Origin of the sequence: Ideonella lacteola, assembly GCF_038066555.1 — a bacterium.
In the GTDB taxonomy this organism is placed as follows: Bacteria; Pseudomonadota; Gammaproteobacteria; order Burkholderiales; family Burkholderiaceae_C; genus Ideonella; species Ideonella lacteola.
On record NZ_JBBUTG010000002.1, the window covers coordinates 251,774 to 277,599 of the forward strand.

Here is a 25,826-nt window from a genome sequence, read left to right on the forward strand (position 1 = left end):
CCGGAACGATCCCTCCTTGGCGCTTCAACGTCCACTCCGCCCATGACCCTGAATCCCGCCCAGCGCCAGACCCTGAGCTGGTTGCTGATTGCCGCCGCGGCGTTGGCGGTGCTGTGGGCGCTGTCGCCGGTGCTGATGCCCTTTGTGCTCGGTGCCAGCCTGGCCTATGCGCTGCATCCGGCGGTCGAGCGGCTGGCGGGGCGGCGGGTGCCGCGGGTGCTGGCTGTCTCCCTGGTGGTGGTGGCCACGGTCGTCGCCGTTCTGGCGGTCTTGCTGCTGGTGGTGCCCATCCTGGCCAAAGAAGTGCCTTTGCTCAAAGCGCAGATTCCGTTGCTGGCCGACCGGCTGAACCGCGGGCTGTCGCCGTGGTTGGCGCAGCACGGCATCCACGTCGCGCTCGACGTGGCCGGCATCAAGGCCATGGTCCTTGATGCCCTGGACGGGAACTTCGAGGAGTGGATGCGCACGCTGCTCAGCTCGGCCCGCATCGGGGGCAGCATCGTGCTGGCCATGCTCGGAACCGCGCTGTTGGTGCCCGCGGTGCTGTTTTACCTGCTGATGGACTGGCCGCGCCTGATCGCCCGGACCTTGTCGCTGGTGCCGCCGCGCCACCGACCGCAGGTTGACAGCTTCTTGCAAGAGTGCGACGGCGTCCTGGGCCAATACCTGCGTGGGCAGGCCCTGGTGATGCTGATCCTGGCGGCGTACTACGCGATCGCCCTGGGTTTGGCCGGCTTCGAGCTGGCCCTGCCGGTGGGCGTGTTCACCGGTTTGGCCATCTTCATCCCCTACCTGGGCTTCGGGCTGGGCATGGTCATGGCGCTCGTGGCAGGGGTGCTGCAGTTCAGCGGCTGGTACGGCGTGATCGTGGTGGCGGCGGTCTACGGCGTCGGCCAGATCATTGAAAGCTTCATCCTCACGCCCCGGTTGGTGGGTGAGCGCATCGGCCTGCCGCCGCTGGCGGTCATCTTCGCCCTGCTGGCGTTTGGCCACTTGTTTGGATTTGTCGGCGTGCTGGTGGCGCTGCCGTTGGCCGCGGTGGGTCTGGTGGCCGGCCGCCGCATCACGGCGGCGTACCTCAGCAGTGCCCTGTATCGAGAATGATGAAACAGATCCCGCTGCCGATCGGCGTGGACGCGGAGCCCGATTTCGACAATTTCGTGGCTGGCGACAACGCAGCGGCTGTCGACGCCCTGCGGCGTTTGGTGATTCCGTCACCGCCGGTGTACCTGTGGGGCCCCGCCGGGGCCGGCAAGACCCATCTGCTGGCCGCATTGGCCAGGCAGTTGCGGGCCGAGGGCGCGCGCGTGGGCTGGTTTGACGCCGAGACGCCGCTGCCCTGGGAATTCGACGAAGGGTGGTGGCTCGTCGTCATCGACGGGGCAGAGCGCCTGGATGCCGAGCGCCAGCACGCCGCCTTCGCATTGTTCGTGGAATCCGCGACCCACGGGGCGCAGATGGCCGCCGCCGGTCGGCTGCCGCCCGTCGATCTGCCGGTGCGCGACGACTTGCGCACCCGGCTGGGCTGGGGCCAGGTGCACGCCATCAAGCCGCTCACCGAGGCCGGCACCCGGGCGGCGTTGCGCCGCGAGGCCGACCGGCGAGGCATCTTCCTGTCCGATGATGTGATGGACTACCTGCTGACCCGGTTCGCCCGTGATCTGGGCTCGCTGATGACACTGCTGGGTCAGCTGGACCGCTTTTCCCTGGCCGAACGGCGGGCCGTCACGGTGCCGCTGCTGAAGAAGATGATCAACGAAGAAAGTGGGCACGCATGAGCGTCCGGTACCTTGGGGGACGCCTGTGAAACTGGCGCTTTTTGATTTGGACGGCACCTTGCTGCCCAACGACTCGGACCACGCTTTCGCCGAGTTCATGGTGAGGATCGGATGGGTCGATGGGGCCCAATGGCGCGAGCGCAACGACGTCTTCTATCAGCAGTACCAGGCGGGCACCCTGAATCTGGCCGAGTACCTCGATTTCGCCACGTCCGCGTGGCGTGTGCGGTCGCCGGAAGAGGCCGAGGCCGCGAGGCAGCGCTTCATGCACGAGGTGATCGAGCCCGAACTGCATGCAAGTGCCCGTGCGCTGGTCGACGCGCACCTGCAGGCGGGAGACCTGGTCGCGGTGGTCACCGCCACCAACGAATTCGTCACCCGGCCGATCGCCACGGCCTTTGGGGTTCAGCATCTATTGGCCGTCGAACTGGAGCGCGACGACAATGGCCGCGTCACCGGCCGCGCCAAGGGCGTGCCGACTTTCCGCGAGGGCAAGGTCGTGCGCGTGGAAGCGTGGCTGCAGGCGATGGGCCATCAATGGGGGGACTTTGACGACGTGCTGTTCTACAGCGACTCGACCAACGACCTGCCGCTGCTGGAGCGGGTTCCCACCCCGATCGCGACCAACCCCACGCCGGCGCTCGAAGCCATCGCGCGTGAGCGGGGGTGGCGCATCCTGAAACTCTTCGAACCCTCATGATCCGCAAATTCATCGACAAGCTGCTGGGCAAGCCAGCCGCCGGCGACAAGGCCGCCACCAAGGGCGCCCGCATTCCGCTGGGCAAGCGGGTCGAAGTCCCGGCGAGCGAGCACGGCATCGATCCATCTCTGCTGGATGAGCGTGCCGTGCGGGTCGTCACCACGCTGCAGGATGCGGGCTACGAGGCCTACATCGTGGGCGGCGCGGTGCGAGACCTGCTGGTCAGCCGCCGCCCGAAAGATTTCGACGTGGCCACCAACGCCACGCCCGAGCAGGTCAAAGGCCTGTTCCGCCGTGCCTTCATCATCGGGCGGCGTTTCCGCATCGTCCACGTTATCCACGGCCGGGGGCGCGACCACGAGGTGATCGAAGTGTCGACCTTCCGTGCCTACATGGACGCCTCGGCAGCGGAACAGGTCGAGGGCAACGAGAAGACCTCGAAAGAAGACATGGCCGGCAAGAGCCATGTGGTCGATGCCAGCGGCCGGGTGCTTCGGGACAACGTCTGGGGCCCGCAGATCGAGGATGCCGCTCGGCGCGACTTCACGGTCAATGCGATGTACTACGACCCCCGCAGCCAGATCGTGGTGGACTATCACCAGGGCCTGAAGGACGCGAAGGCCAAGACGCTGCGCATGATTGGCGACCCGGAGACCCGCTACCGCGAAGACCCGGTCCGCATCATCCGGGTGATCCGCTTTGCCGCCAAGCTCGGCTTCACGATCGAGCCCAAGACGCTGAAGCCGCTGCGGACCATGTCGAGCCTGCTGGCCAACGTGCCCGCCTCGCGGTTGTTCGACGAGATGATCAAGCTGCTGCAGACCGGCCACGCGCTGGCCAGCTTGGCCGAGTTGAAGAAGCAGGGCCTGGATCGGGGCGTCTTCCCGGTGCTGGATGCGGTGCTGGCCCACGCCACCGAGGGCAGCGCGCGGGAGAAATTCGTTCACCTCGCGCTGGCCGACACCGACCGCCGAGTGGCCGAAGGCAAGGCCGTCGCGCCGAGCTTCATGCTGGCTTGCATGCTGTGGCATGACGTGGAAGCCAAATGGGTCAAGCTGCGTGAGCAGGGTGAGCATCCCATGCCGGCTCTCGGCCAGGCCATCGACGCCGTGTTTGACGCTCGCATCGGCGACATTTCGGGCCGCGGCAAGCTCGCGACCGACATGCGCGAGATCTGGCTGATGCAGCCGAGGTTTGAGCGCCGCAACGGCAACGCGCCCTACGCGCTGGTCGATCAGCCGCGGTTCCGCGCTGGTTTCGACTTCCTGCGCCTGCGCGCCGATGCGGGCGAGGCGCCGGCCGACCTGGCCGAGTGGTGGGAAGACTTCTCCCTCGGCACCGATGCCGAGCGGGAGGCGCTGATCGAGGCGGTCCGCGAATCGGGGCGCCCCCGCCGAGGCGGTGGAGCGCCACGACGCGCCGCGGCCGCTGGAGCCACTGCGCCGCAGGCCGACGCGGCTTCGGACGATGCGCCCGGTGGTGATGAGGCCGCGCCTTCGTCAGAGGGCGGTGAGGCCCCGCGCAAACGCCGCCGCCGCCGTCGCAAGCCTTCGGGCAGCCGCGGCGGCGACAGCGCTGGCGCGCCGACCCCCACGTCTTCGCCGGGCCACGACGTCGATTGAATCCGGGCTGCACAGGCGAACCGCGCATGCCCTCTGATCGGACCACCGCCTTCATCGGCATCGGGGCCAACCTGGGCGACGCGGTGGCTCAAGTGAAAGCGGCGTTCGATGCTCTGCGGGCCAGCCCCGGAACGGACGACGTGGTGTGCTCATCGCTGTATCGCACCGCACCGGTCGACGCCGGTGGCCCTGACTATGTGAACGCCGTCGCGGCCGTGCGGACGACTCTGGCGCCGCGGCCCCTGCTGCAGGCCCTGCAGTCGATCGAATTGCGTTTCGGCCGAGAGCGCCCGTATCCGAATGCGCCCCGCACACTCGACCTGGATGTGCTGCTGTACGGCGACGTCGTGCTGACGGACCCTGAGCTGACGGTGCCCCATCCTCGACTGCACCTGCGGGCCTTCGTGCTGGTGCCGTTGGCTGAACTGGCGCCGGACCTGGTCGTGCCCGGCCGCGGGCCGGTGCGCGATTTGCTCTCGGGCGTGGCGGGGCAGGGCGTGGCCCGCCTGGCATCGCCTGGGTAGTGCCGGCAACGCTGGTGGGGCCGGCGGTGCCGTGACGGTTGGGCGCTCGTCCGCCCGGGAGTTTCTTGCATGAATCAGATCACCGCATTGCCGGTTTCAGTGCAGGCGTTCGGCCTGCTGGTGCTGTCGAACATCTTCATGACGTTCGCCTGGTATGGGCACCTCAAGCATCAGGCCGGGCAGGCGTGGTGGGTGGCGGCGCTGGTGAGCTGGGGCATCGCGCTGTTCGAGTACCTGCTGCAGGTGCCAGGCAACCGCATCGGCTATGCCGGCGGCTTGAGCCTGGCCCAGCTGAAGATCGGCCAGGAGGTGATCACCTTGTCGGTCTTCGTGGTCTTCGCGGCTGTGTACATGGGTGAGCCTCTGAAGCTGGACTACCTCTGGGCGGGGCTTTGCCTGGTGGGAGCCGTCTATTTCATCTTCCGAAACTGAACCCGAGCTGGGGCTGCCTACAATCCCGCCCGGACACACCGATGACGCTTCGGTGACATTTCAGTGACGGCGTGATCGGCGCCACCACGAGGAGACCCGAATGCTTTTCGGCAAACTGTTGCCCAAAGACGGCAACTTTTTCGAGTTGTTCAACGAGCACGGCAAGTACATCGCTGAAGGCGCTCGTTCCTTCATGTCGATGCTGCAGTACTACAGCACCAACGACCTGCGTGAGAAGTACGCCAGCGAAGTCGACGCCGCCGAGCGTGGTGCCGACAAGGTGACCGCGGAAGTCAACCGGCTGCTGCATCGCACCTTCATCACGCCGCTCGATCGCGAGCAGATCCATGGCCTGATCAACTCCATGGACGACATCCTCGACCTGCTGCAGGATTCGAGCGAGGTGATGGCGCTGTACGACGTGCGCCACGTCACCGAAGATGTGCTCCGCCTGGGCGAGATCTCGGTCAAGTGCTGCGAGCGGGTGCAGCACGCCGTGTCGCTGCTGCCGCGTCTGAACAACGCCGAGGTGGCCGAGGCTGCGATCAAGACCTGCGAGGAGATCGACCGCCTCGAATCTGACGCTGACCGCGTCATGCGCAGCGCGATGTCGCGTCTGTTCCGTGAGGAAGAGGATGTGCGCGAACTGATCAAGCTCAAGGCGATCTACGAGCACCTGGAAACCATTTCCGACCGCTGCGAAGACGTGGCCAACCTCATCGAGGGCATCGTCCTCGAGAACTCCTGACCCCCGCGCGACATGGATGCTGTATCCATTTCGTTCTGGGTCGTCGTGATCCTGGTGATGCTGGCGATCGCGTTCGACTTCATGAACGGGTTTCACGACGCGGCCAACTCGATCGCCACCGTCGTCTCCACGGGCGTGCTGAAGCCCCAGCAGGCGGTGCTGTTCGCGGCCTTTTTCAACGTGATCGCGATCGCGGTCTTCCACCTGAGCGTGGCGAAGACGATCGGCAAGGGCATCGTGCAACCTGGCGTGGTCGATCACCACGTGGTGTTTGGCGCCCTGATCGGCGCCATCACCTGGAACGTCATCACCTGGTGGTACGGCATTCCATCGTCCAGTTCGCACGCGCTGATTGGCGGCATCGTGGGGGCCGTGATGGCGAAGGCGGGTGGCTCGAACCTGATCGCTGCCGGCATCATGAAGACGGTGGCCTTCATCTTCGTGTCGCCCGTGCTGGGCTTCGTGCTCGGCTCGCTCATGATGGTGTTGGTGTCGTGGATCTTCCGGCGAACGTCACCGCTGCGGGTGGACCGGTGGTTCAGGCGCTTCCAATTGATATCGGCCGGGCTGTACTCGCTGGGTCACGGCGGGAACGACGCTCAGAAGACGATCGGCATCATCTGGATGCTGCTCGTGGCCTCGGGTTATGTGGCGGTGGACGCCACGGCCCCGCCGGCCTGGGTGATCTGGGCCTGCTATGTGGCCATCGGGCTGGGCACAATGTTCGGTGGCTGGCGGATCGTCAAGACCATGGGGCAGCGCCTGACCAAGCTCAAGCCGGTCGGTGGCTTCTGTGCTGAAACCGGTGGCGCCATCACACTCTTTATTGCGACGGGTCTGGGCATCCCGGTGTCGACCACTCACACCATCACAGGCGCCATCCTCGGCGTGGGTTCGGTGCGCAGTGCGTCGACCGTGCGCTGGGGGCTGGCCGGCAACATCATCTGGGCCTGGATCTTCACGATCCCGGCAGCGGCCTTCGTGGCAGGCGCCTTCTACTGGCTCAGCCTGTCGCTGTTCTGAGCGTCAGGGGTGTGCGGCGGCGGCTTCGTTCTGCTGCTGCCACTCGAAATACTTCTGGCCGCCAAAGGCGATCGTGCCCATCAGCACGGCCCCGCCGATCATCAACGCGGCGATGACCCCCAGCACCGCGCCCCAGCCGCTCGGCTGGCCGACGCTGCCATCGCCATGGCGCGCGGCCCAGCGCTCGTCCGGTGTCAGGCCGATGACGATGGCGCTGAACATCGCTATCGAGAGCGAGAGGCCCAGCAGCGGGATCAGCGCCCAGGATGTCATGTCATCCTGGCCCAGATCGCGCATGCGCAGTACCCCCAGCCATCCGATGAGGGTGGACGGCCAGAACGCCCAGGCCCAGGGGTCACGCGGGCCATGCAGGTAGAAGCGGTGGGCCCCCAGGCTCCCGCCCAGCAGCGCCAGCCAGGTGGCGAGTGTTTTCGATTTCGGTGGCGTCATCAGGCTGAGCGATCGGGTGTTCAGCGCCCGGCGTCGGGCGCTTTGCCGTCACCTGGCCCGAGCGAGCGTTGCATGATCACCACGTCGAGCCAGCGGTCGAACTTCCAGCCTGCGCTCTTCATGACGCCGACGTGCTCGAAGCCCAGGCGACGGTGGACACCGATCGATCCGGCATTGGCGCTGTCGCCAATCACCGCCAGCATCTGCCGCGCGCCGGCGGCCTCGCAGCGGCCGATCAACTCGGCCAACAGCAGGCTGCCCAGGCCGCGGCCGCGCGCGTCGCGGTGCAGGTAGATGGAGTCCTCCAGGCAGAAGCGGTAGGCCAGGCGGGGCCTGAAGTGGTTGGCGTACGCGTAGCCCAGCACCTGGCCATCTACCTCTGCCACCAGCCAGGGCAGCCCCTTGCTCAGCACATCGTCTCGGCGCCGCGCCATCTCCGCTTCGGCGGGCGCCTCGAGTTCGAAGGTGCCGGTGCCGGTGAGCACCGCGTCGGCGTAGATGGCGGTGATGGCGCTCAAATCGGCGGCAGCGCTGGGGCGCAATAGCGTGGCAGCGTTGGCGGACATGTCAGGCAGCGGAGGTCGGCTCGCGCCCAGGCGCTTGCCGCGGAATGATTGCAAGCGCTTATAATCGCATGTTTCGGTCACGGTCGCGGCTGGGTTTGCAGGCGCGGCGTATCTACGGGACCGGAGTGCGCTCGCCAGGCAAGCATTGAGTTTGCAGGTGCAGCAAGCAGGCCGGCTGGCCCAGCAGTGTCTCCTGGGTAAGCACAGCGGTCGCCCCCATTGATCCAAGGAACGACAAATGGTCGTGATTCGTCTGTCCCGTGGTGGTGCCAAGCACCGTCCTTTCTACAACATCGTCGTTGCCGATTCGCGTGAGCGTCGTGACGGCCGCTTCATCGAGCGCGTGGGCTTCTACAACCCGGTGGCTGGCGAAGGCGAAGAGGCTCTGCGCGTCGCTCAAGACCGCGTGACCTATTGGGCTGGTGTGGGTGCCCAGCTGTCGCCGACCGTCAAGCGTCTGGTCGACACGGCCAAGGCCAAGGCCGCCTGAGCTTCGCGGTCGCCAGCGGAGTAGCGTCGTCGTGTCCCAAGGTTCGCCGGTCGTCCCGGCCGCGTCGTACGACGATTCCCCCGCCTGGCCCGACGACGCTGTTGAAGTTGGCCGCGTCGTCGATGCCTGGGGCATCCAGGGTGGTTTCAAGATCCAACCCTTTTCTGCCGATCCCCAGGCTCTCTTTTCTTCTCGCCGCTGGTTCCTGAAGCCTCCGGCCGGGCCAGCGCCCAAGGGCACCACGGCGGCCCGCTTGCCCCGTGTCCTCAAGATCACCCAGGCGCGTGAGCAAGGCGACCTGATCGTGGCCACGGCTCAGGATATTGCGGATCGCAATGCCGCTGAGGCGCTTCGGGGCGCACGGGTCTTCATCTCGCGCCAAAGTTTCCCCACCGCCAAAGACGGTGAGTACTACTGGATCGACTTGATCGGCCTGTCGGTGGTCAACCGTGAGGGCGAGCCCCTGGGCACCGTGACCGATCTTCTTGACACCGGTGCCCACTGTGTCTTGCGCGTCCAGCGGCCCGATGCCCCGGCGGATGCCAAACCGGACGAGGCGGAGCGGCTCATCCCGTTCGTCGATGCCTATGTCGATGAGGTCGATCTGAACGCCCGGCGCATCACCGTCGACTGGGGTGTGGACTACTGACGTCCGCTTGCGCTGCGGCCATGCGATTCGACGTCATCACGCTCTTCCCGGAGCTCTTCGCACCATTCCTCACCCATGGGGTGACGAGGCGCGCCTTCGAGTCACGCCAGGTGGATGTTCGCCTGTGGCCGCTGCGCGAGCATGCTGAAGGCAACTACCGCCGGGTGGATGACCGGCCCTTCGGCGGAGGGCCGGGGATGGTGATGCTGGCCGAGCCCCTGGAGCGTGCGCTCACGGCTGTTCGGGCGGATCGCCCGGGTGCCGCGCCGCTGATCCACTTCAGCCCGACGGGCCAGCCCATCGACCAAACCGTGCTTCGTGGCTTGGCCGGCGGGCCCGGCGCAATTTTGCTGTGCGGGCGCTACGAGGGCATCGATCAGCGCTTTCTGGATCGGCATGTCGATCTGGAGCTGAGCCTGGGTGACTTCGTGCTCTCTGGCGGCGAGTTGCCTGCATTGGCCTTGCTCGACGGCATCGCGCGCCTTCAAGAAGGCGTGTTGTCCGATGCTCGCTCCCATCAGCAGGACAGCTTCGAGGACGGTCTGCTGGACTGTCCGCACTACAGTCGGCCTGAAGTGCTGGACACGGCCGACGGGCCGATCCCGGTACCACCGGTGCTTCTGTCAGGGCATCACGCGGACATCGCCCGCTGGCGGCGTGAGCGCTCACTCGAACTGACCGCAAGTCGTCGACCCGATCTGATTGCCGCCGCTCGGAAGGCTGGGCGTCTGTCCGCAGCCGACGAGCGTTTTCTGTCCGGCCTGGCACCCGGGATCGCCCCTAAGTTATAATCGAAGGCTTTTCGATCCTCTGCTGGGCATTTGGGGCCGCGTTCTGCGGGCCTCAACTTACTCCAAACCCCGCGCCGGCACGATCATCTTGGAGAAACCTGTGGATCTGATCCAAACCCTTGAGCAAGAAGAAATTGCTCGTCTGAACAAGACCATCCCGGCGTTCGCCCCTGGCGATACGGTGATCGTGAACGTGAACGTCGTCGAAGGTACCCGCAAGCGTGTGCAGGCCTACGAAGGCGTGGTGATCGCCAAGCGCAACCGCGGCCTGAACTCGAGCTTCATCGTTCGCAAGATCTCCAGCGGCGAAGGCGTCGAGCGGACCTTCCAGCTCTACAGCCCGCTGATCGCGTCGATTGAAGTCAAGCGTCGCGGCGATGTCCGCCGTGCCAAGCTGTACTACCTCCGCCAGCGCTCCGGCAAGTCCGCCCGAATCAAGGAAAAGCTGGCCTGACCCACGGGTCAACTTGGCGCATTCCAGCGCCAGATCGCGCGTCAGCGCGAAGCCAGCTTGGGGAGGCGGCGGCACCACGTGCCGGCGCTTGCCAAAACAAAGCCGCCCCAGGGCGGCTTTGTCGTTTCCGGCGGACGGCGAAGCCCCGCGTGTCGTCGGGCCTCGAAGGTGGCGAGCCCCGGTTGGCCGTCCTGGCGTAAGCTCGTTGCCATGCCCCCTGACGAGCCTCCCATCGCCGTTTCCCGGCCCGCTCGAACGCCGATTCGAGATCCCCACGCGATTCCGGTCGTGGGCCGAGACTCCCATCTTCCTCGGGTACCTCCAGAGCGCTTGAACCCGCATGCCCTGCGCGAGCGGCTGGCGGCGTTGCAGGATTGGCGGCCGCCCATCCACGGCGACGGCGCGGCGGTGGAAATGGCGGATCGTCCCGCGACGGCGGCTTCGGTGCTTGTCCCACTGATCGAACGCCCCGGCGGGCTGCATGTGCTGTTGACACGGCGAACCGATCATCTGCACGACCATGCCGGCCAGATCAGCTTCCCCGGCGGGCGAGCCGAACCCAGCGATGCCGATGCGGTGGCCACGGCGATGCGAGAGGCCGAAGAAGAAGTGGGCCTTCGCCCAGACGCGGTCGAGGTGCTGGGGCAACTGCCGGTCTACACCACGGTCACGCGTTTTGTCGTGACGCCCGTGCTGGGCCTCGTGCGTCCAGACTACGTGCTCACGCTCGATGCATTCGAGGTCGCCGAAGCCTTTGAGGTGCCGCTGCCATTTCTCATGGATCCGGCCAACCACCAGCACCATGAGTTTGAGTTCGGCGGGGCGCGCCGCCGCTTCCTCTCGATGCCATGGCGACCGGGCCACGGCGACCCGCGCGAGTACTTCATCTGGGGCGCGACCGCCGCCATGCTGCGCAACTTCTACCATCTGCTGGCCGACTGAAAGGCTGAGAGTCCTTCACCCATGCCCGCCTTGCACGCCAAAGCGCCACCGCTCGTCGTTGCCAATGCCCGCCATGGCCCGGGCTATGGCGGGCATTGGCGCTTCGACAAGCGCCGCCGTGGCCTGCCCTTCGGGCAAGTCCGAAAAACTCTCAGCCTCTGATTCCGTGAGCGGGCGGCCGCCTTGGCGCCGCGTGTCGGGTGGGCGACACACCGATCTGCTCGCCTTGCATTGCGACACGTGATCATCACCCTGCTGGGTATCATCGTTGGCGATGAGTTTCTTTGCTGTCCTCTTCGCGCTGATGATCGAGCAGGTCAAGCCCCTGCCGCGCGACAACTGGGTCCACGACTCGCTCGCCGAGTGGGTCGGCTGGACGGGACGCAATTTCGACGCGGGCAAGCCCCAGCACGCTAGGGTGGTGTGGTTTGTGACCGTGGTCGTCCCAGCGCTGGTGGCATGGGGTATCCACTTCGCCATCGCGCAGTTCAGCTTGGTAGGCGCCCTTGCATTCGATGTCGCCGTCATCTACTTGACGCTGGGGTTCCGCCAGTTCAGCCACTATTTCACCGACATCCGCGAGGCGCTGGAGCGTGGTGACGAGGATCAGGCCCGTCGGCTGCTGGCCGAGTGGCGCCACCTCGATGCGAGCGAGTTGCCGCGCACCGAACTGCTGCGGCATGTGATCGAGCACGCGCTGCTGGCGGCGCATCGCCATGTCTTCGGTGTTTTCTTTTGCTACGTGGTGCTGGCGGCTTTCGGCCTGGGCCCGGCCGGCGCAGTGGCCTATCGGATGGCCGAGTTCGCCAGCCGCTACTGGGCCTTCAAGAGCCGCTCGCTCGGCGTGGCGGCAAATGAGAACCTGAAAGACCTGTCGCAGCGCGCCTTCGGCTTCATCGACCACGTGCCGGCCCGCTTGACGGCGTTCGGCTTCGCCGTCGTAGGCAACTTTGAAGAAGCGGTCGCCGGTTGGCGCCGCGATGCAGAGCTCTGGAAGCACGCCAACGAAGGCATCATCCTGGCGGCGGCGGCTGGCGCTGTCGGTGTTCAGCTTGGCGGCGGCGCAGCGCCGGGCGTGACGCCGGACCGCTCCAAGACCTTTGCGCAAGGCAGCGACGCCGATGCCGTGGGCTCGGCGGGCTCTACGCCGGGCATCCCACCACAACTGGGCCATTTGGGCAGCGTGGTGGGCCTGGTGTGGCGCTCGGTGGTGCTCTGGATGCTTCTGCTGGCCCTGCTGAAGCTTGCCAACCTGCTGGGGTGATCAACCCTGGCTGTGGCCAGGCTTGTCAGCCTTTGCGCTGGCCGGCTTCCAGTTCGTCCCACAACCCTTCATAGAGGCGAACGCGGTTGGGGGAGATTTCCCCCCGCTCGGCCGCCGCGCGTACGCCACACCCGGGCTCATGCCGGTGGGTGCAGTTGTAGAAGCGGCACTGGCCCAGGTGAGTGCGCAGGTCCGGCATCAGCTCGGCCAGGCGCTGCGGCGCGATGTGCATCAAGCCGAATTCTTGGAAGCCCGGCGAATCGAGCAGCGCGCCAGACTTGGCGTCATCCAGCCAATACCAAGTGGTGGTGGTGGTGGTGTGGCGGCCCGCATTCAGGGCCTGTGAGATTTCGCCGACCTGGGCATCGGCGCGCGGCACCATCAGGTTGATCAACGTGCTCTTGCCCATGCCACTGGGGCCGAGCACGAGGGTGGTCTTGCCTGCCAGCAGCGCCGCCAGTGTGCGCCGGGAGGCGGCGGGGTCGGCCTTCAGCGCCGACTCGACGACAGCGACACCCATTTCGCGATACGGCTTCAGACGTTCTCGCGCCACCGCCGCGGCGGGCAAATCGATCTTGTTCAACAGCAACGTGGCCGCGATGCCGGCGTCTTCCGCGGCGATCAGGGCACGTGTCAGCTGCGATTCGCTGAACATCGGCTCACCCGCCAACACCACCAGCAGCAGGTCGATGTTGGCGGCAAACGACTTGGTGCGCCACTCGTCTTGCCGCGCCAGCAAGTTGCGCCTCGGCTCCAGGGCTTCGATGACCGCTTCGTCGCCCGCCGCCTGCCAGCGAACCCTGTCACCCACCACGCAAACGCTCTTCTTGCCACGGGGGTGGGCGATCAGTCGACGGCCTTCGGGTGTTTCGATCATCACATGGCGCCCATGGGCGCCCACGACAAGACCGATGTCCAGATCGTTGTGGCGGCTCATGGGCGATTCATGGCCGGCTCACGCTGCCAATGCCGCCAGCCGTTCGCTGGCTGGAGGGTGCGAGTAGTAGAAGCGTGCGTACACAGGGTCTGGCGTCAGCGTGCTGCCATTGTCCTCATGCAGCTTCAGCAGCGCCGAAGCGAGGTCGGCGCCGCTGGTCTGCGCGCGGGCGTAGGCGTCGGCCTCGAACTCATTGCGGCGGGACCAGCCCGCGGACAGCGGCGACAGGAAGTAGAGGAATGGGGGAGCGGCCAACATGAAAAGCAGCAGGGCGAGCGCATCGTTGGCCGCTTGCATGTTGGGCTGCACGCCCAAGCCTGCGTAGAACGCCGGCTGACGTGCGAGCCAACCCAACACGGCGAAGGCCACCAAGGTCCCCGCGAAGCTTCGGATGAGCATGTACAGCACGTGCTTGTGGTGGAAATGACCCAACTCGTGGGCCAGGACCGCCTCGACCTCGTGGCCACCCAGGCGCTTGAGCAAGGTGTCGAACAGCACCACGCGCTTGCTCTTGCCCATGCCGCCAAAGTAGGCGTTGACGTGGCTGGAGCGTGTGCTGCCATCCATCACGAACAGCCCCTGGGCCTTGAAGCCGCACCGGGCCATCAGCGCTTGCACACGTTCGACCATGGCGCCGTCGGCCAGGGGCTCGAAGCGATTGAACCAAGGCGCAATCCAGATCGGGAAGACCACTTGCATCAGCAGCGCGAAGCCCACCCACAGAGCCCAGGCCCAGAGCCACCACAGGTCGCCCGCGGCCCGCATGACCCACAGCACCACCGCGACCAGCGGCAGGCCGATGGCCACCGACAGCACCGTGCCCTTGAGCAGATCGGTGAAGAACAGGCGCTGCGTCATGCGGTTGAAGCCGAAGCGCTGCTCCAGCCGGAACACACGGAACCACTCGAGCGGAACGTCGATCAGCCCGCCTATGACGGAGAACGCAGCCATCAGCCCCAACTGGTAGGCCAGGTCGCCGTAGCTCGGCTGAAGGCCATCACGCACCCAGGTATTCAGCAGGTCCAGGCCACCAAGCAGTGTCCAGGCGAGCAGCAATGCCGCGCCAACGGTGTCGGTGATCAGGCCGAACTTGAGCCGGGACAGGGTGTAGTCCGCTGCGCGCTGGTGGGCGCTCAGCGAGACGTGGTGGTCAAAAGGCGGGGGCACGGCCCCCCGGTGGGCTTGAACGCTGCGTGCCTGGCGCCCCGCGAGCCAGAATTTCACGGCTTGCGAAGCGGCGAGCGCAGCGACCAGAGATAGCGATACGGTCAACGCCTGCATGGCAAACAGTGTATGTTGTCGCACAATCGCCCACCCTCCCCACACCACCCTCCTTTTGCCTGAGCGGGGCCAAGCCATGAGCGCCACCATGCTTTCGAAGAACGACCAGAACCTGATCTGGATCGACCTGGAAATGACCGGCCTGAAGCCGGATTCAGACCGCATCATCGAAATCGCCGTCGTCGTGACGGATCCGCTGTTGACGGTGCGCGTCGAAGGCCCGGTGTTTGCCATCCACCAGACGGACGCCACGCTCGACGGCATGGACGCCTGGAACAAGGGCACGCATGGCAAAAGCGGGCTGATCGACCGGGTGAAGGCGTCGACGATCGACGAGGCCGAGGCCGAGGCCCGGGTGATCGAGTTCCTGGCCGCGTACGTGCCGGCACGCAAGAGCCCGATGTGTGGCAATTCAATCTGCCAGGATCGGCGCTTTCTGGCGCGCCACATGGCAGGCCTGGAAGCCTTCTTCCACTACCGTAACCTGGATGTGTCGACGCTGAAGGAACTGGCACGCCGGTGGAAGCCAGCCGCCCTGGAGGGCTTCAAGAAAGCCCAGGCGCACACCGCCATGGCGGACATTCACGAGTCGATCGACGAGTTGCTGCACTACCGTACGCAGCTGCTGAACGTCTGAATGTCTGGACTCCCTCGGATCGGGGGCGCCCGCGTCGCGCGTGGGGCGGTCAGGCCGCCGCGCGGCTCGATCAGCGTGTCTTGCGGATGGCCGTCACCACGTATTGCCCATCGACCTTGTCGGCAGTGAAGTCCACCCGGTCGCCCACCGCCAGCCCCTCCAGCAGCGTGGCCGGCTTGGCGCGGTAGGCCATCGTCATCGCCGGCATCTGCAGGTTCTTGATCTCGCCGTGCTTCAGCGTGATCTTGCCCTGGGCCGCATCGATCTTGCGCACCTCGCCTTCCGTGGCGCGCGCGGGCGCGGCGGCCAGGGCCAACGTGGTGGCGATGCTGGCAAACGCGATGGTGAGGGATCGGCTGTGCATGTGTCGTGTCTCCGTGACACCCCTTCAACTCTTCGGGCGCCCCGTTGGATGACCGCCCAGGGCTGGAGGTGGTTCCCTAGAATGCGCCGGTCGCCCATTATTCACACCTTGACTCTCCACCGCCTGCCATGAGCCACGCCACCGCGCCTGCCAATATCGACCACATTCTTCCGCGCGAGAAGGCCGAAATCCTGGCCCAGGCGCTGCCGTACATCCGCAAGTTCCACGGCAAGACCCTGGTCATCAAATATGGCGGCAACGCGATGACGGATCCGGAGCTGCAGCAGGACTTCGCTGAAGATGTGGTGCTGCTCAAGCTGGTCGGCATGAACCCGGTGGTGGTCCACGGCGGTGGGCCTCAGATCGACGAAGCGCTGAACCGCCTGGGCAAGAAGGGCACCTTCATCCAGGGGATGCGGGTGACCGATGAAGAAACCATGGAAGTCGTCGAGTGGGTGCTTGGCGGCGAAGTGCAGCAAGACATCGTCGGCCTGATCAATGCCGCCGGCGGCAAGGCCGTGGGCTTGACGGGCCGTGACGGCGGCATGATCCGCGCCCGCAAGCTGAAGATGGTCGACAAGGACGACCCTACCAAGGAACACGACGTCGGCCAGGTCGGCGAGATCGAGTCGATCGACCCCAGCGTGGTCAAGGCGCTGCAGGACGACCAGTTCATTCCGGTCATCAGCCCGATCGGTTTTGGTGAGAACAACGAGAGCTACAACATCAACGCCGACGTGGTGGCCGCCAAGTTGGCCACGGTGTTGCGGGCCGAAAAGCTGCTGATGCTCACCAACATTGCTGGCGTGCTGGACAAGCAAGGCCAATTGCTGACCGACCTGACCGCGCGCCGCATCGACGAGTTGTTTGCCGATGGCACGATTTCCGGCGGCATGCTGCCGAAGATCGCCGGTGCGTTGGATGCCGCCAAGAGCGGCGTCAATGCGGTGCACATCATCGATGGCCGGGTGCCGCATGCGATGCTGCTGGAGATCCTCACGGATCAAGCCTACGGCACGATGATCCGGTCGCACTGATGGGGCCACCCCGGAGCGCCTCCGGCGCTCCCCCTCATCGCCTTGAGCGCGCTGCGTGGTGAGCCCCCGTTCATCGTCCGCCGCCATGGCCGCGGCTTGTGGTGCCGCGTTCCTCTGGGGGACGGGCGCGCTTGTCGTCAATCTGCTGATTGCCCGGTTCGGCCTCAGCCCGGAGAGCATCTCGTTCTGGCGATTTGTCGTCGGCGCGGTGCTGCTGCTGGCGCTGTTCGCCCGTCCGCTGGTGTGGCCCAAGGTGCGCCAACAGGCGCTGCTGCTCGTCGGGGCCGGCGCTTGTATGGCGCTCTACGTGCTGTGCTGGTTTCTCGGCATCGCCCGGATCGGCGCGGCCATCCCGACTTTGATCGCCTTGTGCCTGCCGCCGGTGCTGGTCACCCTCGTGTCGGTGGTTCGCGGCCGAGAGGGGCTGGATCTCAGCTTGGTCGCCACCCTCGGGGCCGCGCTCGGTGGCACGGCGCTGGTGGTGGTGAGGCATGGTGGCGTGTCTGCGGGCACCGATGCGGCCACCCTCATCGCAGGCGTGTTGTTTTCCGTGGCGTCGGCGGTGCTGTACGCTGGTTTCACGCTCGTGAGTGGGCGCTTGTCTCAAGCACTGGGCGCGGGTCCCGCCACGATGGGCTTGACGGTGGTGGCAGCGGCGGTGATGGGCTTGAGTGCGCTGTACGCGCCGCTGGCTTGGCCGGGTGACATTCCTCCGGAGGCGTGGCTGCTGTATCTTGGCCTGGTGACGGCTGCGTTGGCCCTGTTGGCCTTCAGCTGGGGCGCTGCACGCCTCAGCCCCACCGCATTGACGGTGGCTACGTTGGTGGAACCGCTCACCGCGGTGCTGCTCGCCGCGGTTTTGCTGGATCAGTCACTGTCTGCCTCGCAATGGTTGGGGGCGTTGCTGATGCTGGCCAGCATCGCCGCCCTCGGCCGCCGTGACGCACGGCGCACCGCTCAGGCCCATGGCGGCTGAAAAGGTTTGGCTGTTCGACCTGGACAACACGTTGCACAACGCAGCGGTGTCGTCGTTTCGCTGCCTGGACGGTGCGATGAACGAGTACATCGCCCGAGAACTGCAGGTCAGCGCCGAAGAGGCCGATCGTTTGAGAGGCCACTACTGGCATCGCTATGGCGCCACGTTGCTGGGCTTGATGCGGCACCACGGCGTTCGTCCCGCGCATTTCCTGCACCACACCCACTTGCTGCCGACGCTGGAGCAAGACGCCGCCACCGACCCGCACGATGTGGCCGCGCTTCGGCGTTTGCGCGGGCGCAAGTACATCCTCACCAACGCGCCGCTGGCTTATGCCGAAAGGGTGCTCAGGCGCCTGGGCATGTTGAAGTATGTCGATGGCGTGATCGGCATCGAACAGATGACGATGTTTGGCCACTGGCGGCCCAAGCCCGATGCTCGGATGTTTCGATCGCTGGTGGCGCGGCTGGGTGTTCCGGCCGGCCGCTGTGTGCTCGTTGAAGACACCCTGGTTCACCAAAAGTCGGCGCGGGCGGTGGGCATGCGCACCGTGTGGATGCAGCGCTGGGTGAAGCGAGGGGCGCACGGCCCGGAAGTTGGTGTTTACCTGCACCGGAGGCCGGCCTATGTGTGTGCAAGAATCTCTTCGCTACAACAGTTGCGCCGTTTGCCGTGATGCCTGACCTGCCCGAAGAAACCGAAGCGGCCGAGGCACCGCAACCCGAAGTGGCTGCTGAGCCGGCCGCTGCCGCCACCGATACCCCCACCCGCAAACGCCCCAAGCCTGGCGAGCGCCGTGTGCAGATTCTGCAGACGCTGGCGTCCATGCTGGAGCAACCCGGGGCCGAGCGCATTACCACCGCCGCACTTGCGGCGGCGCTGTCGGTGAGTGAGGCGGCGCTCTATCGTCATTTCGCCAGCAAGGCGCAGATGTTCGAAGGGCTGATCGAGTTCATCGAATCCAGCATCTTCGGGCTCATCAACCAAATCGTCGAACGCGAATCCAGCGGCTCCGTCCAGGCTCAGCGCATCACCCAGGTGGTGCTCCAGTTTGGCGAGAAGAACCCCGGCATGACGCGTGTGATGGTCGGCGATGCGCTGGTGTTCGAAAACGAGCGCCTCACGGCCCGCATGAACCAGTTCTTCGACCGGGTCGAGTCGCAACTTCGCCAGAGCCTGCGCCAAGCGGCCGACGAGGCCGGATCGAACACGCCCACCGTCGAAGCCAACGGGCGCGCTTCGGCGCTGACTTCGTTCATCGTCGGTCGCCTGCACCGTTATGCCCGCTCGGGCTTCAAGCGCAGCCCGACCGAGCAGCTCGACATCGCGCTGGGCCTGCTCACCTGAACCCTTGAGGGTGTCTCACTCTGAGCGCCTCGTCCATCGAGCTGGCGTGGGCCGGCAGTCGTCTCTGGCTGTGTCCTGACCGGGCTGCGTTCTGGCCCGAAGGGCGTGTGTTGCTGGTGGCCGACTTTCACCTGGGCAAGGCCCACAGCTTTCGACGCTGGGGTGTGCCTGTGCCCGGCGGCACCACCCAGCAGAACCTCGCTCGGTTGGGCGCACTGATTGACGAGTGGCAGGCCGAGGAAGTGGTGTTCCTCGGCGACTTCCTGCACTCCGCCAGGGCGCGCACCGGCCCAGGCGTGGCCACGTTTGCCACTTGGCGGGCGGCGCGGCCGGCGCTGCGCTTGACGCTGGTGCGCGGCAACCACGACGAGCGCGCTGGCGACCCGCCTGATGAGGCCGGGCTGCAGGTGGTGGATGAGCCTCATGCTTGCGGCCCGTTCGCGCTCAGCCATCACCCGAAGCGGTTGGCGGGCACGCACGTGGTGGCCGGGCATTGGCACCCCGCGGCCGTGGTGGGTGGCACCGGTTTCGACCGCCTGCGCTTGCCGGCATTTCATCTGCACCAGGATGTGCTGGTGCTGCCCTCTTTCGGTGAATTCACCGGTCTCAAAGTGATCGCTCGGCAGGCCGGTGATCAGTGTTTCGTCACGGATGGTGTGCAGGTGTTACGCCTGCCTTGAGAGCCCCTCCTGACCGTGACATTCGCGAATTAGGGGGGGCCCGTGGGGGCTTCATCCAAAGGACACCATTCGCGATTCCAATACGACACTTTTCGGCGCGAGGGCCGGCCATGCCTGTGCTGCTTGCGGTCGTTTCTTCCAACCTTTCCGAAGCGAGTTCCGAGATGCCTTCACATTCCGCCCGCCATGCGTTGACCGCCATTGCCATGGGCGTGGCCCTGATCGGCTGCGCCAGCGCCGCCGCGCCGTCGAACGACGCCAAGACCGGCAAGCCCACCACCGGGGTCGTCAAGATCCTGGCCTTGAACGACTTCCATGGGCAGCTCGAATCGCCGGGTACCTTCCGTGCCAACGTCGATTCACCCGCCGTGCCTGCGGGCGGTGCCGACTACGCGGCGGGCTACATCGCCGCGGCGAGAGCCGCCAATCCGAACACCATTGTCGTGTCGGCGGGCGACCTGATCGGTGCCAGCCCCCTGGTCTCGGCCCTGTTCCACGACGAGCCCACGATCGAAGTCATGAACCGGGCGGGCCTGGATTTCAACGCCGTGGGCAACCATGAGTTCGACGATGGCAAGGACGAGCTGCTGCGCATGCAGCGCGGTGGCTGCCACCCGACGGACACCGCGAACAGCTGCCGCGGTGCTGATGTGGGCACGCCCGTGCCCTTCGAAGGCGCGAAGTTCCGCTTCCTGGCCGCCAACGTCGTGCACAAGAACAGCGGCCGTACGCTGTTCGCGCCCTACGGCATCAAGAAGCTCGACGTGAACGGCCGGTCGGTGAAGATCGCCTTCATCGGCATGACGCTGAAGGACACCCCGCAGATCGTCACGCCCTCGGGCGTCAAGGGCCTGGTGTTCAACGATGAAGCGCAGACGGTGAATGCGCTGGTGCCGCAGCTGCGGGCGCAGGGCGTGGAATCGATCGTCGTGCTCATCCACCAGGGCGGCGTTCAGACGGCACCGTCGCCGGTGGACATCAACGGCTGCGTGGGCGGCCTGGAAGGCTCGCCGATCAAGACGATCGTCGGCCAGCTGGATGGTGCGGTGGACCTGGTTGTCACCGGCCACACCCATGCCGCGTACAACTGCCAGTTGCCGCTGTCCACCGGGCGCCTCATTCCAGTCACCAGTGCCAACACCCAGGGCCGGGTGTTGACCGACATCGACCTGACGATCGACACCAAGACGCGCGACGTCACCCAGACCGTGGCCTTGAACAAGGTGGTCGACCGCAGCAACGTGGGCATCACGCCCGATGCGCAGATCGCCTCGATCGTCGCGGCCTACAAGACCTTGTCGACCCCGATCGCCAACCGCGTGATTGGCAGCATCGCCCGTGATGTGCTCAACACCCGTGACGCCGCTTGCAACATGCCAGCGGGCGATCTGATTGCCGACTCGCAGTTGGCCGCGACGGCCGCGCCCGATTTTGGTGGCGCCCAACTCGCGCTGATGAACCCGGGCGGCGTGCGCAACCCGGGCTTCATCTACGCCAACAGCCCGGCCAACGAGGGTGATGGCAACGTCACGTACGGCGAGTCGTTCACTGTCCAGCCTTTCGGCAACAGCCTGGTCACGATGACCTTGACGACCCAGCAGATCCGCGATGTGCTCGAGCAGCAGTTCCCGAACTGTTTCGGCCAGACGACGTTTGCACGGGTTCTGCTGCCGTCCAACGGCCTGCGCTACGAGTGGGACCACAACCAAGCCTGCGGCGCCAAGGTGCGCCAGGCGACGTTGACGGTCGGCGGCGTCACGGAGACGCTGGTCAGCAACGGCGAGGTCGTGCAGGGCAGCCGCACCTGGCGGGTGACGGTGAACAACTTCCTGGCGGACGGCGGTGATGGCTTCACGGTGCTAAAGGGCGGCACGAATCGCCTGGGTGGCGCGCAGGACATCGACGCGCTGGAGCGCTACCTGACGGCGTTCAAGGCGCCGAACCCGCCGTACGACCCGCTCGACGCCAACCTGGGCAAGCCCCGCATCGTGCGGCTGGACGGCGGCACCGCCTGCCCCTGACGAGGTCGGTGCGCTGGCATGGCGGGCTGCAGGGCGGCTCGCTCGGCTTGTCATGGGCTCGTCATGGGCTGGTCATGGGCTGGTCATGGGCCGCCATGCCACTGCCTCAGGCGGGCCTATCCGTGGTCCGGCGGCCGTGCCGTGAGGCCGGCGCCGTTCACTACACTCGGCGCCCATGGATTCCGCGAAGATTGACGCCTTGCTGGACAAGGTCGATCGCCTGATCGACCGGCTCCAGGCCACGCTCGCTCGCCCCCTGGCTGCTCCGGATTGGTCGGCCTCGGTGGCGTTTCGCTATCGAAAGCGCGCTGGCGCTGGCGTGCTCGAACCCGTTCGGCACGTGGCCGGCATCCGCCTGGCCGACTTGAAAGAGGTTGACGCCCAGAAAGAGCGTTTGGCGCGCAACACCGAGCAGTTCGTGGCGGGCGCATCGGCGAACAACGTGTTGCTCACCGGTGCGCGTGGCACGGGCAAGAGCTCGCTGATCAAAGCGTGCCTGAACGAATACTCCGCGCGCGGCCTTCGCCTGATCGAGGTGGACAAGGCCGATCTCGTCGATTTGCCTGACCTGGTCGACCTCGTCGCCGATCGGTCAGAGCGCTTTGTGGTCTTTTGTGATGACCTGAGCTTTGACGAGGGCGAGCCGGGCTACAAGGCGCTGAAGTCCATGCTCGATGGTTCGGTGGCGCAGGCTTCGGACAACCTGCTGATCTACGCCACCAGCAACCGTCGCCACCTGCTGCCCGAGTACATGAAGGACAACTTGAGCTACCAGCACACGGAGGACGGCGAGGTCCATCCCGGAGAGGTGGTGGAAGAAAAGATCTCGTTGTCCGAGCGGTTCGGCTTGTGGATCAGCTTCTACCCCTTCAGCCAGAACGAATACCTGGCCATCGTGGATCAATGGCTGCGGCATCATGGCTTGACCGCCGAAGAGATCGACGCGGCGCGCCCGGAGGCGCTGGTGTTTGCGCTGGAGCGGGGTTCTCGCTCCGGGCGTGTGGCCCATCAGTTTGCCCGCGATCTGGCCGGGCGGTGGGCAGTGGCGGGGAAGGGCGCATGAGCATGCCAACGGAAGAGAGGACGCCCGTCGACGTGGCGGTGGGCGTGTTGGTCGAGCGTGATGCGCAGGGGCAGGAAGGACGCTTCTTGCTGACATCACGGCCCGAGGGCAAGGTCTACGCTGGCTACTGGGAGTTCCCGGGTGGCAAGCTCGAAGCGGGTGAGACGGTGCATGCGGCGCTGGCGCGCGAGCTGCACGAGGAGCTGGGCATCACCATTGGCGACAGCTATGCGTGGCAGGAGCTTGTGATGGACTATCCCCACGCGCGGGTCCGGCTGCACTTCCGCAAGGTCTACGAATGGTCGGGGCCGTTCGAGATGCGTGAAGGCCAGTCCATGGCCTGGGAAAGCCTGCCGGTGGACAGCGCGCCGGTGTTGCCAGGCACCATCCCGGTGTTGCAGTGGTTTGCCGCGGAGCGCGGCCACGTCGGGCCCACCCACCGCGATTGACGCGGCGGCCTTCGGGGCCGATGGGTCGGCCGCACCGTTCGGCCATTGGCTGCGGCGGGCCGGAAACGAACAAGGCGGCCTCGCGGGCCGCCTTGGGTCTTCAACCTGCCGAGACGATCAGCGCTGCGCGCCTTGGCCGGGTGCCGAGGTCGGGACGGCTTCAACGGTGCAGGCGACGAACTTGCTCTCCTGGCCGCCATAGCCGGTGTTGTAGTACCACGCAAACTTCGGGTACTTGCCCTTCAGCATGAACGGGCCAAAAGTGCAGCTGGCGTTGGCCGTCGCGTTGGCGAAGGTGATGGCTTGCTGGCGCTTGTTGAAATCAGAGCCGGAGTAGCTGCCGACGATGGGCCACTCGTCGCCGCCGCACTGGGCCATCTTGGCCGTGCCGGTGATCGAGAAATGCGTCGTGTCGAAGGTCAGGTTGTACTGGTTGCCATACTGATCCTGGATGCAGTCGGCCATGCTGGGCAGGGCGACGCCGGAGATGCCGGCGACGAGGGCGGCCTTGGCGAGGCAAGATGCGGTGCGACGGATGCTGGTGCTCTTCATGGGTTGTCCTTTGTGACTACGGGTGCGCCGGACTCATCCAGCGCGGGCGAGAGGATCGCGCTCGCCGGCTGGATGGCCTAGCCTGCTCACTAGGGGGGCTTGTCCCGCAAACTGGGGAGGCGCCGCGTCACCGCTACACTGACCGCATGGAATGGCTGGATCGTGTTCGCTGGGACGGGCAGGGCTTGGTGCCGGTGATTGCCCAAGAGGCCGGCACGGGTGACGTGCTGATGTTCGCGTGGATGAATCGCGAGGCCCTGGCACAGACGGCGCAACTGCGCGAAGCGGTCTATTTCAGCCGCTCGCGCCAACGGCTGTGGCACAAGGGTGAAGAGTCGGGTCACATCCAGAAGGTGCACGAGATTCGGCTCGATTGCGACCAGGATGTGGTGCTGCTGAAAGTCACGCAACTGGGACATGATCCCGGCATCGCGTGCCACACCGGGCGCCACAGCTGCTTCTTCGAGCGCCTGGATGGCGACCGATGGACACCTGTGGACCCTGTGCTGAAGGATCCCACCCACATTTACAGCCAGGGCCCATCGGGCCACAGCCCGCGAGAGTGACGGTTCGATGTCTGCTTCTCCCAGCTCCAATGACACCTTGCGTCGCCTGGCCGAGGTCATCGACAACCGGCGCCAGGGCGACCCTGACAAAAGCTATGTCGCGCGCCTGTTCCACAAGGGCACGGATGCCATCCTGAAGAAAATCGGCGAAGAAGCCACCGAGACGGTGATGGCCGCCAAGGACGGGGATCGACAGAAGATCGTCTATGAGGTGGCGGACTTGTGGTTTCACTCGATGATCGCGCTGGCCCAGTTCGGCCTCACCCCGGCGGATGTGCTGGCCGAGCTGGAGCGGCGCGAGGGTCTGTCCGGGCTGGAAGAGTTCGCGGCGCGCAAAGCGCAGCAGCGTGAGCAAGGAGAAGCGCAATGAACGAGGTGACCACCATCGATACCAACCGCGAGGAGTCTCTACGCACCCTGGGCCATGTCAGCTATGCGTTGCATGCGGTGGTGGCCATCGGCGCGGTGTTGCCGGGGGCGCAACCGGGGGTGCTGCTGCTGTTGGTGGCCTTCATTCTCGACCTGGTCAAGCGCGAGGATGCGGCGGGCACCTGGCAGGAGAGTCACTTCCGCTGGCGCATCCGCAGCGTGGTGTGGGCGGCAGGCCTGTACCTGCTCACCGCGCCGCTGTGGGCGCTGTTCGTGCTGCCAGGGTGGATCGCCTGGACCGGCATCTCGATCTGGTTCCTCTACCGCGTCGTTCGCGGCTGGCTGGCGCTGAACGACCGCCGGCCGATGCCGGTTTGACGAAGCAATCCAGGAAGAGCACCCGATGAGCACAGACCCCAACTGCATCTTCTGCAAGATCATTGCCGGGCAGATCCCGTCGAAAAAGGTCTTCGAGGACGAGGATGTGATGGCCTTTCACGACATCAACCCGTGGGCGCCGGTGCACCTGCTGGTCATTCCGAAAAGGCACATCGTCAGCATGGAATCTGTCACCCCGGACGATCGCGCCTTGATGGGCAAGATGATGGTGCTTGCTCCGAAGCTGATGGCGGATGCCGGTGTCACAGGCGGATTCCGGCAGGTGATCAACACCGGGCGCGATGGCGGGCAGGAGGTTTTCCACCTCCATATGCACGTTTTTGGCGGCCCGCGCCCGTGGGCCAAGGGCTGAACGCCTTCACCATCCGTCTTCACAGCGGTGCCGACGCTGCGGGTTGAACCCGGCGAGGCCGACCGCACTCTTACAATCCATCGTTGGTCTTTGGAGATACGTCATGGGATCGTTCAGCATCTGGCATTGGCTGATCGTGCTGCTGGTCGTGGTGCTGATCTTCGGCACCAAGAAGCTCAAGAACGTCGGCTCTGACCTGGGCTCGGCCGTCAAGGGCTTCAAGGATGGTGTCAAGGGCGGAGCCGAGTCCGGCGAGCCGCTGCCGCCGTCTCAGCAGGTCACGTCCAGCAAGGCGAACGACGCCAACACCGTCGACGTCGAAGCCAAAAACAAGGTTTGAGCTGGTTTCGCGCCTGAACCGGG

The 25,826-nt window shown here is 65.8% G+C and carries 35 protein-coding genes; 29 read left to right on the forward strand and 6 right to left on the reverse strand.

What is annotated here, in order from left to right; genetic code table 11:
* Window positions 1–42: 42 nt before the first annotated feature.
* The 8 genes from AACH06_RS04600 to AACH06_RS04635 all read left to right on the forward strand — a co-directional run bounded on the left by AACH06_RS04600 (window position 43) and on the right by AACH06_RS04635 (window position 6,827).
* On the forward strand, window positions 43–1,104 hold the full coding sequence (locus tag AACH06_RS04600) for an AI-2E family transporter (RefSeq protein WP_341424447.1): 1,062 nt from the start codon (window positions 43–45) through the stop codon (window positions 1,102–1,104).
* Window positions 1,104–1,778, forward strand: coding sequence for a DnaA regulatory inactivator Hda (gene hda, locus AACH06_RS04605; RefSeq protein ID WP_341424448.1), 675 nt, complete (start codon window positions 1,104–1,106; stop codon window positions 1,776–1,778). The genes AACH06_RS04600 and hda overlap by 1 nt, the downstream gene beginning before the upstream one ends.
* A gap of 25 nt (window positions 1,779–1,803) precedes the next feature.
* Window positions 1,804–2,478, forward strand: a complete 675-nt coding sequence (locus tag AACH06_RS04610) for a histidinol-phosphatase (RefSeq protein ID WP_341424449.1) — start codon at window positions 1,804–1,806, stop codon at window positions 2,476–2,478.
* Window positions 2,475–4,100, forward strand: coding sequence for a polynucleotide adenylyltransferase PcnB (gene pcnB, locus AACH06_RS04615; RefSeq protein ID WP_341424450.1), 1,626 nt, complete (start codon window positions 2,475–2,477; stop codon window positions 4,098–4,100). The genes AACH06_RS04610 and pcnB overlap by 4 nt, the downstream gene beginning before the upstream one ends.
* 26 nt (window positions 4,101–4,126) lie before the next feature.
* Window positions 4,127–4,624: a 2-amino-4-hydroxy-6-hydroxymethyldihydropteridine diphosphokinase gene (gene folK, locus AACH06_RS04620; protein ID WP_341424451.1), complete on the forward strand. Its 498-nt coding sequence runs from the start codon at window positions 4,127–4,129 to the stop codon at window positions 4,622–4,624.
* Window positions 4,625–4,693: 69 nt separating this feature from the next.
* Window positions 4,694–5,056, forward strand: coding sequence for a DMT family protein (locus AACH06_RS04625; protein ID WP_341424452.1), 363 nt, complete (start codon window positions 4,694–4,696; stop codon window positions 5,054–5,056).
* Between the two features lie 100 nt (window positions 5,057–5,156).
* Window positions 5,157–5,804 carry a DUF47 domain-containing protein gene (locus AACH06_RS04630; protein ID WP_341424453.1) on the forward strand — a complete coding sequence of 216 codons (648 nt, stop codon included), beginning with the start codon at window positions 5,157–5,159 and terminating at the stop codon, window positions 5,802–5,804.
* A gap of 12 nt (window positions 5,805–5,816) precedes the next feature.
* Window positions 5,817–6,827, forward strand: coding sequence for an inorganic phosphate transporter (locus AACH06_RS04635; RefSeq protein ID WP_341424454.1), 1,011 nt, complete (start codon window positions 5,817–5,819; stop codon window positions 6,825–6,827).
* A gap of 3 nt (window positions 6,828–6,830) precedes the next feature.
* Here the strand turns inward: AACH06_RS04635 and AACH06_RS04640 are convergent, their stop codons facing one another.
* Both AACH06_RS04640 and AACH06_RS04645 read right to left on the reverse strand, forming a co-directional pair.
* The gene (locus AACH06_RS04640) at window positions 6,831–7,277 is read right to left on the reverse strand and encodes a TM2 domain-containing protein (protein WP_341424455.1); all 447 of its coding nucleotides are present in this window, start codon (window positions 7,275–7,277) and stop codon (window positions 6,831–6,833) included.
* 20 nt (window positions 7,278–7,297) lie between these two features.
* A complete protein-coding gene (locus AACH06_RS04645) occupies window positions 7,298–7,843 on the reverse strand; it encodes a GNAT family N-acetyltransferase (protein WP_341424456.1) in 546 nt (181 codons plus the stop codon).
* 238 nt (window positions 7,844–8,081) lie between these two features.
* On the opposite strand from AACH06_RS04645, the gene rpsP reads away from it, so the two are divergent.
* The 7 genes from rpsP (at window position 8,082) to AACH06_RS04680 (ending at window position 12,433) form a co-directional block, all read left to right on the forward strand.
* Entirely contained in the window at window positions 8,082–8,333 is a 252-nt protein-coding gene (gene rpsP / locus AACH06_RS04650) for a 30S ribosomal protein S16 (protein WP_341424457.1), read from the forward strand.
* Window positions 8,334–8,364: 31 nt separating this feature from the next.
* Window positions 8,365–8,982, forward strand: coding sequence for a ribosome maturation factor RimM (gene rimM, locus AACH06_RS04655; protein WP_341424458.1), 618 nt, complete (start codon window positions 8,365–8,367; stop codon window positions 8,980–8,982).
* Between the two features lie 20 nt (window positions 8,983–9,002).
* On the forward strand, window positions 9,003–9,773 hold the full coding sequence (trmD, locus tag AACH06_RS04660; RefSeq protein WP_341424459.1) for a tRNA (guanosine(37)-N1)-methyltransferase TrmD: 771 nt from the start codon (window positions 9,003–9,005) through the stop codon (window positions 9,771–9,773).
* A gap of 100 nt (window positions 9,774–9,873) precedes the next feature.
* Entirely contained in the window at window positions 9,874–10,227 is a 354-nt protein-coding gene (rplS, locus tag AACH06_RS04665; RefSeq protein ID WP_341424460.1) for a 50S ribosomal protein L19, read from the forward strand.
* Between the two features lie 210 nt (window positions 10,228–10,437).
* On the forward strand, window positions 10,438–11,169 hold the full coding sequence (locus tag AACH06_RS04670; RefSeq protein ID WP_341424461.1) for a CoA pyrophosphatase: 732 nt from the start codon (window positions 10,438–10,440) through the stop codon (window positions 11,167–11,169).
* A gap of 21 nt (window positions 11,170–11,190) precedes the next feature.
* A complete protein-coding gene (locus AACH06_RS04675) occupies window positions 11,191–11,331 on the forward strand; it encodes a hypothetical protein (protein ID WP_341424462.1) in 141 nt (46 codons plus the stop codon).
* 112 nt (window positions 11,332–11,443) lie between these two features.
* Window positions 11,444–12,433 (forward strand): CobD/CbiB family protein, encoded by a 990-nt coding sequence (locus tag AACH06_RS04680; RefSeq protein WP_341424463.1) that lies wholly within the window; start codon window positions 11,444–11,446, stop codon window positions 12,431–12,433.
* Window positions 12,434–12,458: 25 nt separating this feature from the next.
* Here the strand turns inward: AACH06_RS04680 and rsgA are convergent, their stop codons facing one another.
* Both rsgA and AACH06_RS04690 read right to left on the reverse strand, forming a co-directional pair.
* Window positions 12,459–13,370, reverse strand: coding sequence for a ribosome small subunit-dependent GTPase A (rsgA, locus tag AACH06_RS04685; protein ID WP_341424464.1), 912 nt, complete (start codon window positions 13,368–13,370; stop codon window positions 12,459–12,461).
* Between the two features lie 18 nt (window positions 13,371–13,388).
* Entirely contained in the window at window positions 13,389–14,651 is a 1,263-nt protein-coding gene (locus AACH06_RS04690) for a M48 family metallopeptidase (protein WP_341424465.1), read from the reverse strand.
* Between the two features lie 76 nt (window positions 14,652–14,727).
* Between AACH06_RS04690 and orn the strand changes: the two genes are divergently transcribed.
* The gene (orn, locus tag AACH06_RS04695; RefSeq protein ID WP_341424466.1) at window positions 14,728–15,288 is read left to right on the forward strand and encodes an oligoribonuclease; all 561 of its coding nucleotides are present in this window, start codon (window positions 14,728–14,730) and stop codon (window positions 15,286–15,288) included.
* A 70-nt stretch (window positions 15,289–15,358) separates the two neighbouring features.
* Here orn and AACH06_RS04700 read toward each other — a convergent pair whose 3' ends face one another.
* Window positions 15,359–15,652 carry a copper-binding protein gene (locus tag AACH06_RS04700; protein ID WP_341424467.1) on the reverse strand — a complete coding sequence of 98 codons (294 nt, stop codon included), beginning with the start codon at window positions 15,650–15,652 and terminating at the stop codon, window positions 15,359–15,361.
* Between the two features lie 128 nt (window positions 15,653–15,780).
* On the opposite strand from AACH06_RS04700, the gene argB reads away from it, so the two are divergent.
* The 8 genes from argB to AACH06_RS04740 all read left to right on the forward strand — a co-directional run bounded on the left by argB (window position 15,781) and on the right by AACH06_RS04740 (window position 23,225).
* A complete protein-coding gene (argB, locus tag AACH06_RS04705; protein WP_341424468.1) occupies window positions 15,781–16,689 on the forward strand; it encodes an acetylglutamate kinase in 909 nt (302 codons plus the stop codon).
* A 58-nt stretch (window positions 16,690–16,747) separates the two neighbouring features.
* A complete protein-coding gene (locus tag AACH06_RS04710) occupies window positions 16,748–17,665 on the forward strand; it encodes a DMT family transporter (RefSeq protein WP_341424469.1) in 918 nt (305 codons plus the stop codon).
* A complete protein-coding gene (locus AACH06_RS04715) occupies window positions 17,655–18,341 on the forward strand; it encodes a pyrimidine 5'-nucleotidase (protein WP_341424470.1) in 687 nt (228 codons plus the stop codon). The genes AACH06_RS04710 and AACH06_RS04715 overlap by 11 nt, the downstream gene beginning before the upstream one ends.
* Window positions 18,341–19,012 carry a nucleoid occlusion factor SlmA gene (slmA, locus tag AACH06_RS04720; RefSeq protein WP_341424471.1) on the forward strand — a complete coding sequence of 224 codons (672 nt, stop codon included), beginning with the start codon at window positions 18,341–18,343 and terminating at the stop codon, window positions 19,010–19,012. Before AACH06_RS04715 ends, slmA begins: the two co-directional genes overlap by 1 nt.
* A gap of 41 nt (window positions 19,013–19,053) precedes the next feature.
* Window positions 19,054–19,692: a ligase-associated DNA damage response endonuclease PdeM gene (gene pdeM, locus AACH06_RS04725; protein ID WP_341424687.1), complete on the forward strand. Its 639-nt coding sequence runs from the start codon at window positions 19,054–19,056 to the stop codon at window positions 19,690–19,692.
* Window positions 19,693–19,856: 164 nt separating this feature from the next.
* A complete protein-coding gene (locus tag AACH06_RS04730) occupies window positions 19,857–21,713 on the forward strand; it encodes a bifunctional metallophosphatase/5'-nucleotidase (protein ID WP_341424472.1) in 1,857 nt (618 codons plus the stop codon).
* 175 nt (window positions 21,714–21,888) lie between these two features.
* The gene (locus tag AACH06_RS04735) at window positions 21,889–22,776 is read left to right on the forward strand and encodes an ATP-binding protein (protein WP_341424473.1); all 888 of its coding nucleotides are present in this window, start codon (window positions 21,889–21,891) and stop codon (window positions 22,774–22,776) included.
* On the forward strand, window positions 22,773–23,225 hold the full coding sequence (locus tag AACH06_RS04740; protein WP_341424474.1) for an NUDIX domain-containing protein: 453 nt from the start codon (window positions 22,773–22,775) through the stop codon (window positions 23,223–23,225). Before AACH06_RS04735 ends, AACH06_RS04740 begins: the two co-directional genes overlap by 4 nt.
* Window positions 23,226–23,342: 117 nt before the next feature.
* Here AACH06_RS04740 and AACH06_RS04745 read toward each other — a convergent pair whose 3' ends face one another.
* Window positions 23,343–23,777 (reverse strand): hypothetical protein, encoded by a 435-nt coding sequence (locus tag AACH06_RS04745; protein ID WP_341424475.1) that lies wholly within the window; start codon window positions 23,775–23,777, stop codon window positions 23,343–23,345.
* A 146-nt stretch (window positions 23,778–23,923) separates the two neighbouring features.
* On the opposite strand from AACH06_RS04745, the gene hisI reads away from it, so the two are divergent.
* The 5 genes from hisI (at window position 23,924) to tatA (ending at window position 25,803) form a co-directional block, all read left to right on the forward strand.
* Complete coding sequence (hisI, locus tag AACH06_RS04750) at window positions 23,924–24,343, forward strand: phosphoribosyl-AMP cyclohydrolase (RefSeq protein WP_341424476.1); 420 nt, start codon at window positions 23,924–23,926, stop codon at window positions 24,341–24,343.
* A 7-nt stretch (window positions 24,344–24,350) separates the two neighbouring features.
* Window positions 24,351–24,713 (forward strand): phosphoribosyl-ATP diphosphatase, encoded by a 363-nt coding sequence (locus tag AACH06_RS04755; RefSeq protein WP_341424477.1) that lies wholly within the window; start codon window positions 24,351–24,353, stop codon window positions 24,711–24,713.
* Window positions 24,710–25,090 (forward strand): DUF4870 family protein, encoded by a 381-nt coding sequence (locus tag AACH06_RS04760; RefSeq protein WP_341424478.1) that lies wholly within the window; start codon window positions 24,710–24,712, stop codon window positions 25,088–25,090. Before AACH06_RS04755 ends, AACH06_RS04760 begins: the two co-directional genes overlap by 4 nt.
* Window positions 25,091–25,115: 25 nt before the next feature.
* Window positions 25,116–25,463, forward strand: a complete 348-nt coding sequence (locus tag AACH06_RS04765) for a histidine triad nucleotide-binding protein (protein ID WP_341424479.1) — start codon at window positions 25,116–25,118, stop codon at window positions 25,461–25,463.
* 103 nt (window positions 25,464–25,566) lie between these two features.
* Window positions 25,567–25,803, forward strand: coding sequence for a Sec-independent protein translocase subunit TatA (gene tatA, locus AACH06_RS04770; protein ID WP_341424480.1), 237 nt, complete (start codon window positions 25,567–25,569; stop codon window positions 25,801–25,803).
* Window positions 25,804–25,826 lie beyond the last annotated feature (23 nt).

Excerpts from the sequence above, each read along its gene's own strand:
- AACH06_RS04740 (WP_341424474.1), top strand. The coding sequence starts at position 22,773 with ATGAGCATGCCAACGGAAGAGAGGACGCCCGTCGACGTGGCGGTGGGC.
- AACH06_RS04735 (WP_341424473.1), top strand. The coding sequence starts at position 21,889 with ATGGATTCCGCGAAGATTGACGCCTTGCTGGACAAGGTCGATCGCCTG.
- AACH06_RS04640 (WP_341424455.1), bottom strand. The coding sequence starts at position 7,277 with ATGACGCCACCGAAATCGAAAACACTCGCCACCTGGCTGGCGCTGCTG.
- AACH06_RS04670 (WP_341424461.1), top strand. The coding sequence starts at position 10,438 with ATGCCCCCTGACGAGCCTCCCATCGCCGTTTCCCGGCCCGCTCGAACG.
- AACH06_RS04600 (WP_341424447.1), top strand. The coding sequence starts at position 43 with ATGACCCTGAATCCCGCCCAGCGCCAGACCCTGAGCTGGTTGCTGATT.
- argB (WP_341424468.1), top strand. The coding sequence starts at position 15,781 with ATGAGCCACGCCACCGCGCCTGCCAATATCGACCACATTCTTCCGCGC.
- AACH06_RS04690 (WP_341424465.1), bottom strand. The coding sequence starts at position 14,651 with ATGCAGGCGTTGACCGTATCGCTATCTCTGGTCGCTGCGCTCGCCGCT.
- AACH06_RS04675 (WP_341424462.1), top strand. The coding sequence starts at position 11,191 with ATGCCCGCCTTGCACGCCAAAGCGCCACCGCTCGTCGTTGCCAATGCC.
- AACH06_RS04760 (WP_341424478.1), top strand. The coding sequence starts at position 24,710 with ATGAACGAGGTGACCACCATCGATACCAACCGCGAGGAGTCTCTACGC.
- pcnB (WP_341424450.1), top strand. The coding sequence starts at position 2,475 with ATGATCCGCAAATTCATCGACAAGCTGCTGGGCAAGCCAGCCGCCGGC.
- AACH06_RS04680 (WP_341424463.1), top strand. The coding sequence starts at position 11,444 with ATGAGTTTCTTTGCTGTCCTCTTCGCGCTGATGATCGAGCAGGTCAAG.
- hda (WP_341424448.1), top strand. The coding sequence starts at position 1,104 with ATGAAACAGATCCCGCTGCCGATCGGCGTGGACGCGGAGCCCGATTTC.
- trmD (WP_341424459.1), top strand. The coding sequence starts at position 9,003 with ATGCGATTCGACGTCATCACGCTCTTCCCGGAGCTCTTCGCACCATTC.
- AACH06_RS04645 (WP_341424456.1), bottom strand. The coding sequence starts at position 7,843 with ATGTCCGCCAACGCTGCCACGCTATTGCGCCCCAGCGCTGCCGCCGAT.
- AACH06_RS04730 (WP_341424472.1), top strand. The coding sequence starts at position 19,857 with ATGCCTTCACATTCCGCCCGCCATGCGTTGACCGCCATTGCCATGGGC.
- hisI (WP_341424476.1), top strand. The coding sequence starts at position 23,924 with ATGGAATGGCTGGATCGTGTTCGCTGGGACGGGCAGGGCTTGGTGCCG.
- AACH06_RS04715 (WP_341424470.1), top strand. The coding sequence starts at position 17,655 with ATGGCGGCTGAAAAGGTTTGGCTGTTCGACCTGGACAACACGTTGCAC.
- AACH06_RS04635 (WP_341424454.1), top strand. The coding sequence starts at position 5,817 with ATGGATGCTGTATCCATTTCGTTCTGGGTCGTCGTGATCCTGGTGATG.
- AACH06_RS04745 (WP_341424475.1), bottom strand. The coding sequence starts at position 23,777 with ATGAAGAGCACCAGCATCCGTCGCACCGCATCTTGCCTCGCCAAGGCC.
- AACH06_RS04630 (WP_341424453.1), top strand. The coding sequence starts at position 5,157 with ATGCTTTTCGGCAAACTGTTGCCCAAAGACGGCAACTTTTTCGAGTTG.
- tatA (WP_341424480.1), top strand. The coding sequence starts at position 25,567 with ATGGGATCGTTCAGCATCTGGCATTGGCTGATCGTGCTGCTGGTCGTG.
- AACH06_RS04700 (WP_341424467.1), bottom strand. The coding sequence starts at position 15,652 with ATGCACAGCCGATCCCTCACCATCGCGTTTGCCAGCATCGCCACCACG.
- AACH06_RS04625 (WP_341424452.1), top strand. The coding sequence starts at position 4,694 with ATGAATCAGATCACCGCATTGCCGGTTTCAGTGCAGGCGTTCGGCCTG.
- slmA (WP_341424471.1), top strand. The coding sequence starts at position 18,341 with ATGCCTGACCTGCCCGAAGAAACCGAAGCGGCCGAGGCACCGCAACCC.
- folK (WP_341424451.1), top strand. The coding sequence starts at position 4,127 with ATGCCCTCTGATCGGACCACCGCCTTCATCGGCATCGGGGCCAACCTG.
- AACH06_RS04755 (WP_341424477.1), top strand. The coding sequence starts at position 24,351 with ATGTCTGCTTCTCCCAGCTCCAATGACACCTTGCGTCGCCTGGCCGAG.
- rsgA (WP_341424464.1), bottom strand. The coding sequence starts at position 13,370 with ATGAGCCGCCACAACGATCTGGACATCGGTCTTGTCGTGGGCGCCCAT.
- AACH06_RS04765 (WP_341424479.1), top strand. The coding sequence starts at position 25,116 with ATGAGCACAGACCCCAACTGCATCTTCTGCAAGATCATTGCCGGGCAG.
- orn (WP_341424466.1), top strand. The coding sequence starts at position 14,728 with ATGAGCGCCACCATGCTTTCGAAGAACGACCAGAACCTGATCTGGATC.
- rpsP (WP_341424457.1), top strand. The coding sequence starts at position 8,082 with ATGGTCGTGATTCGTCTGTCCCGTGGTGGTGCCAAGCACCGTCCTTTC.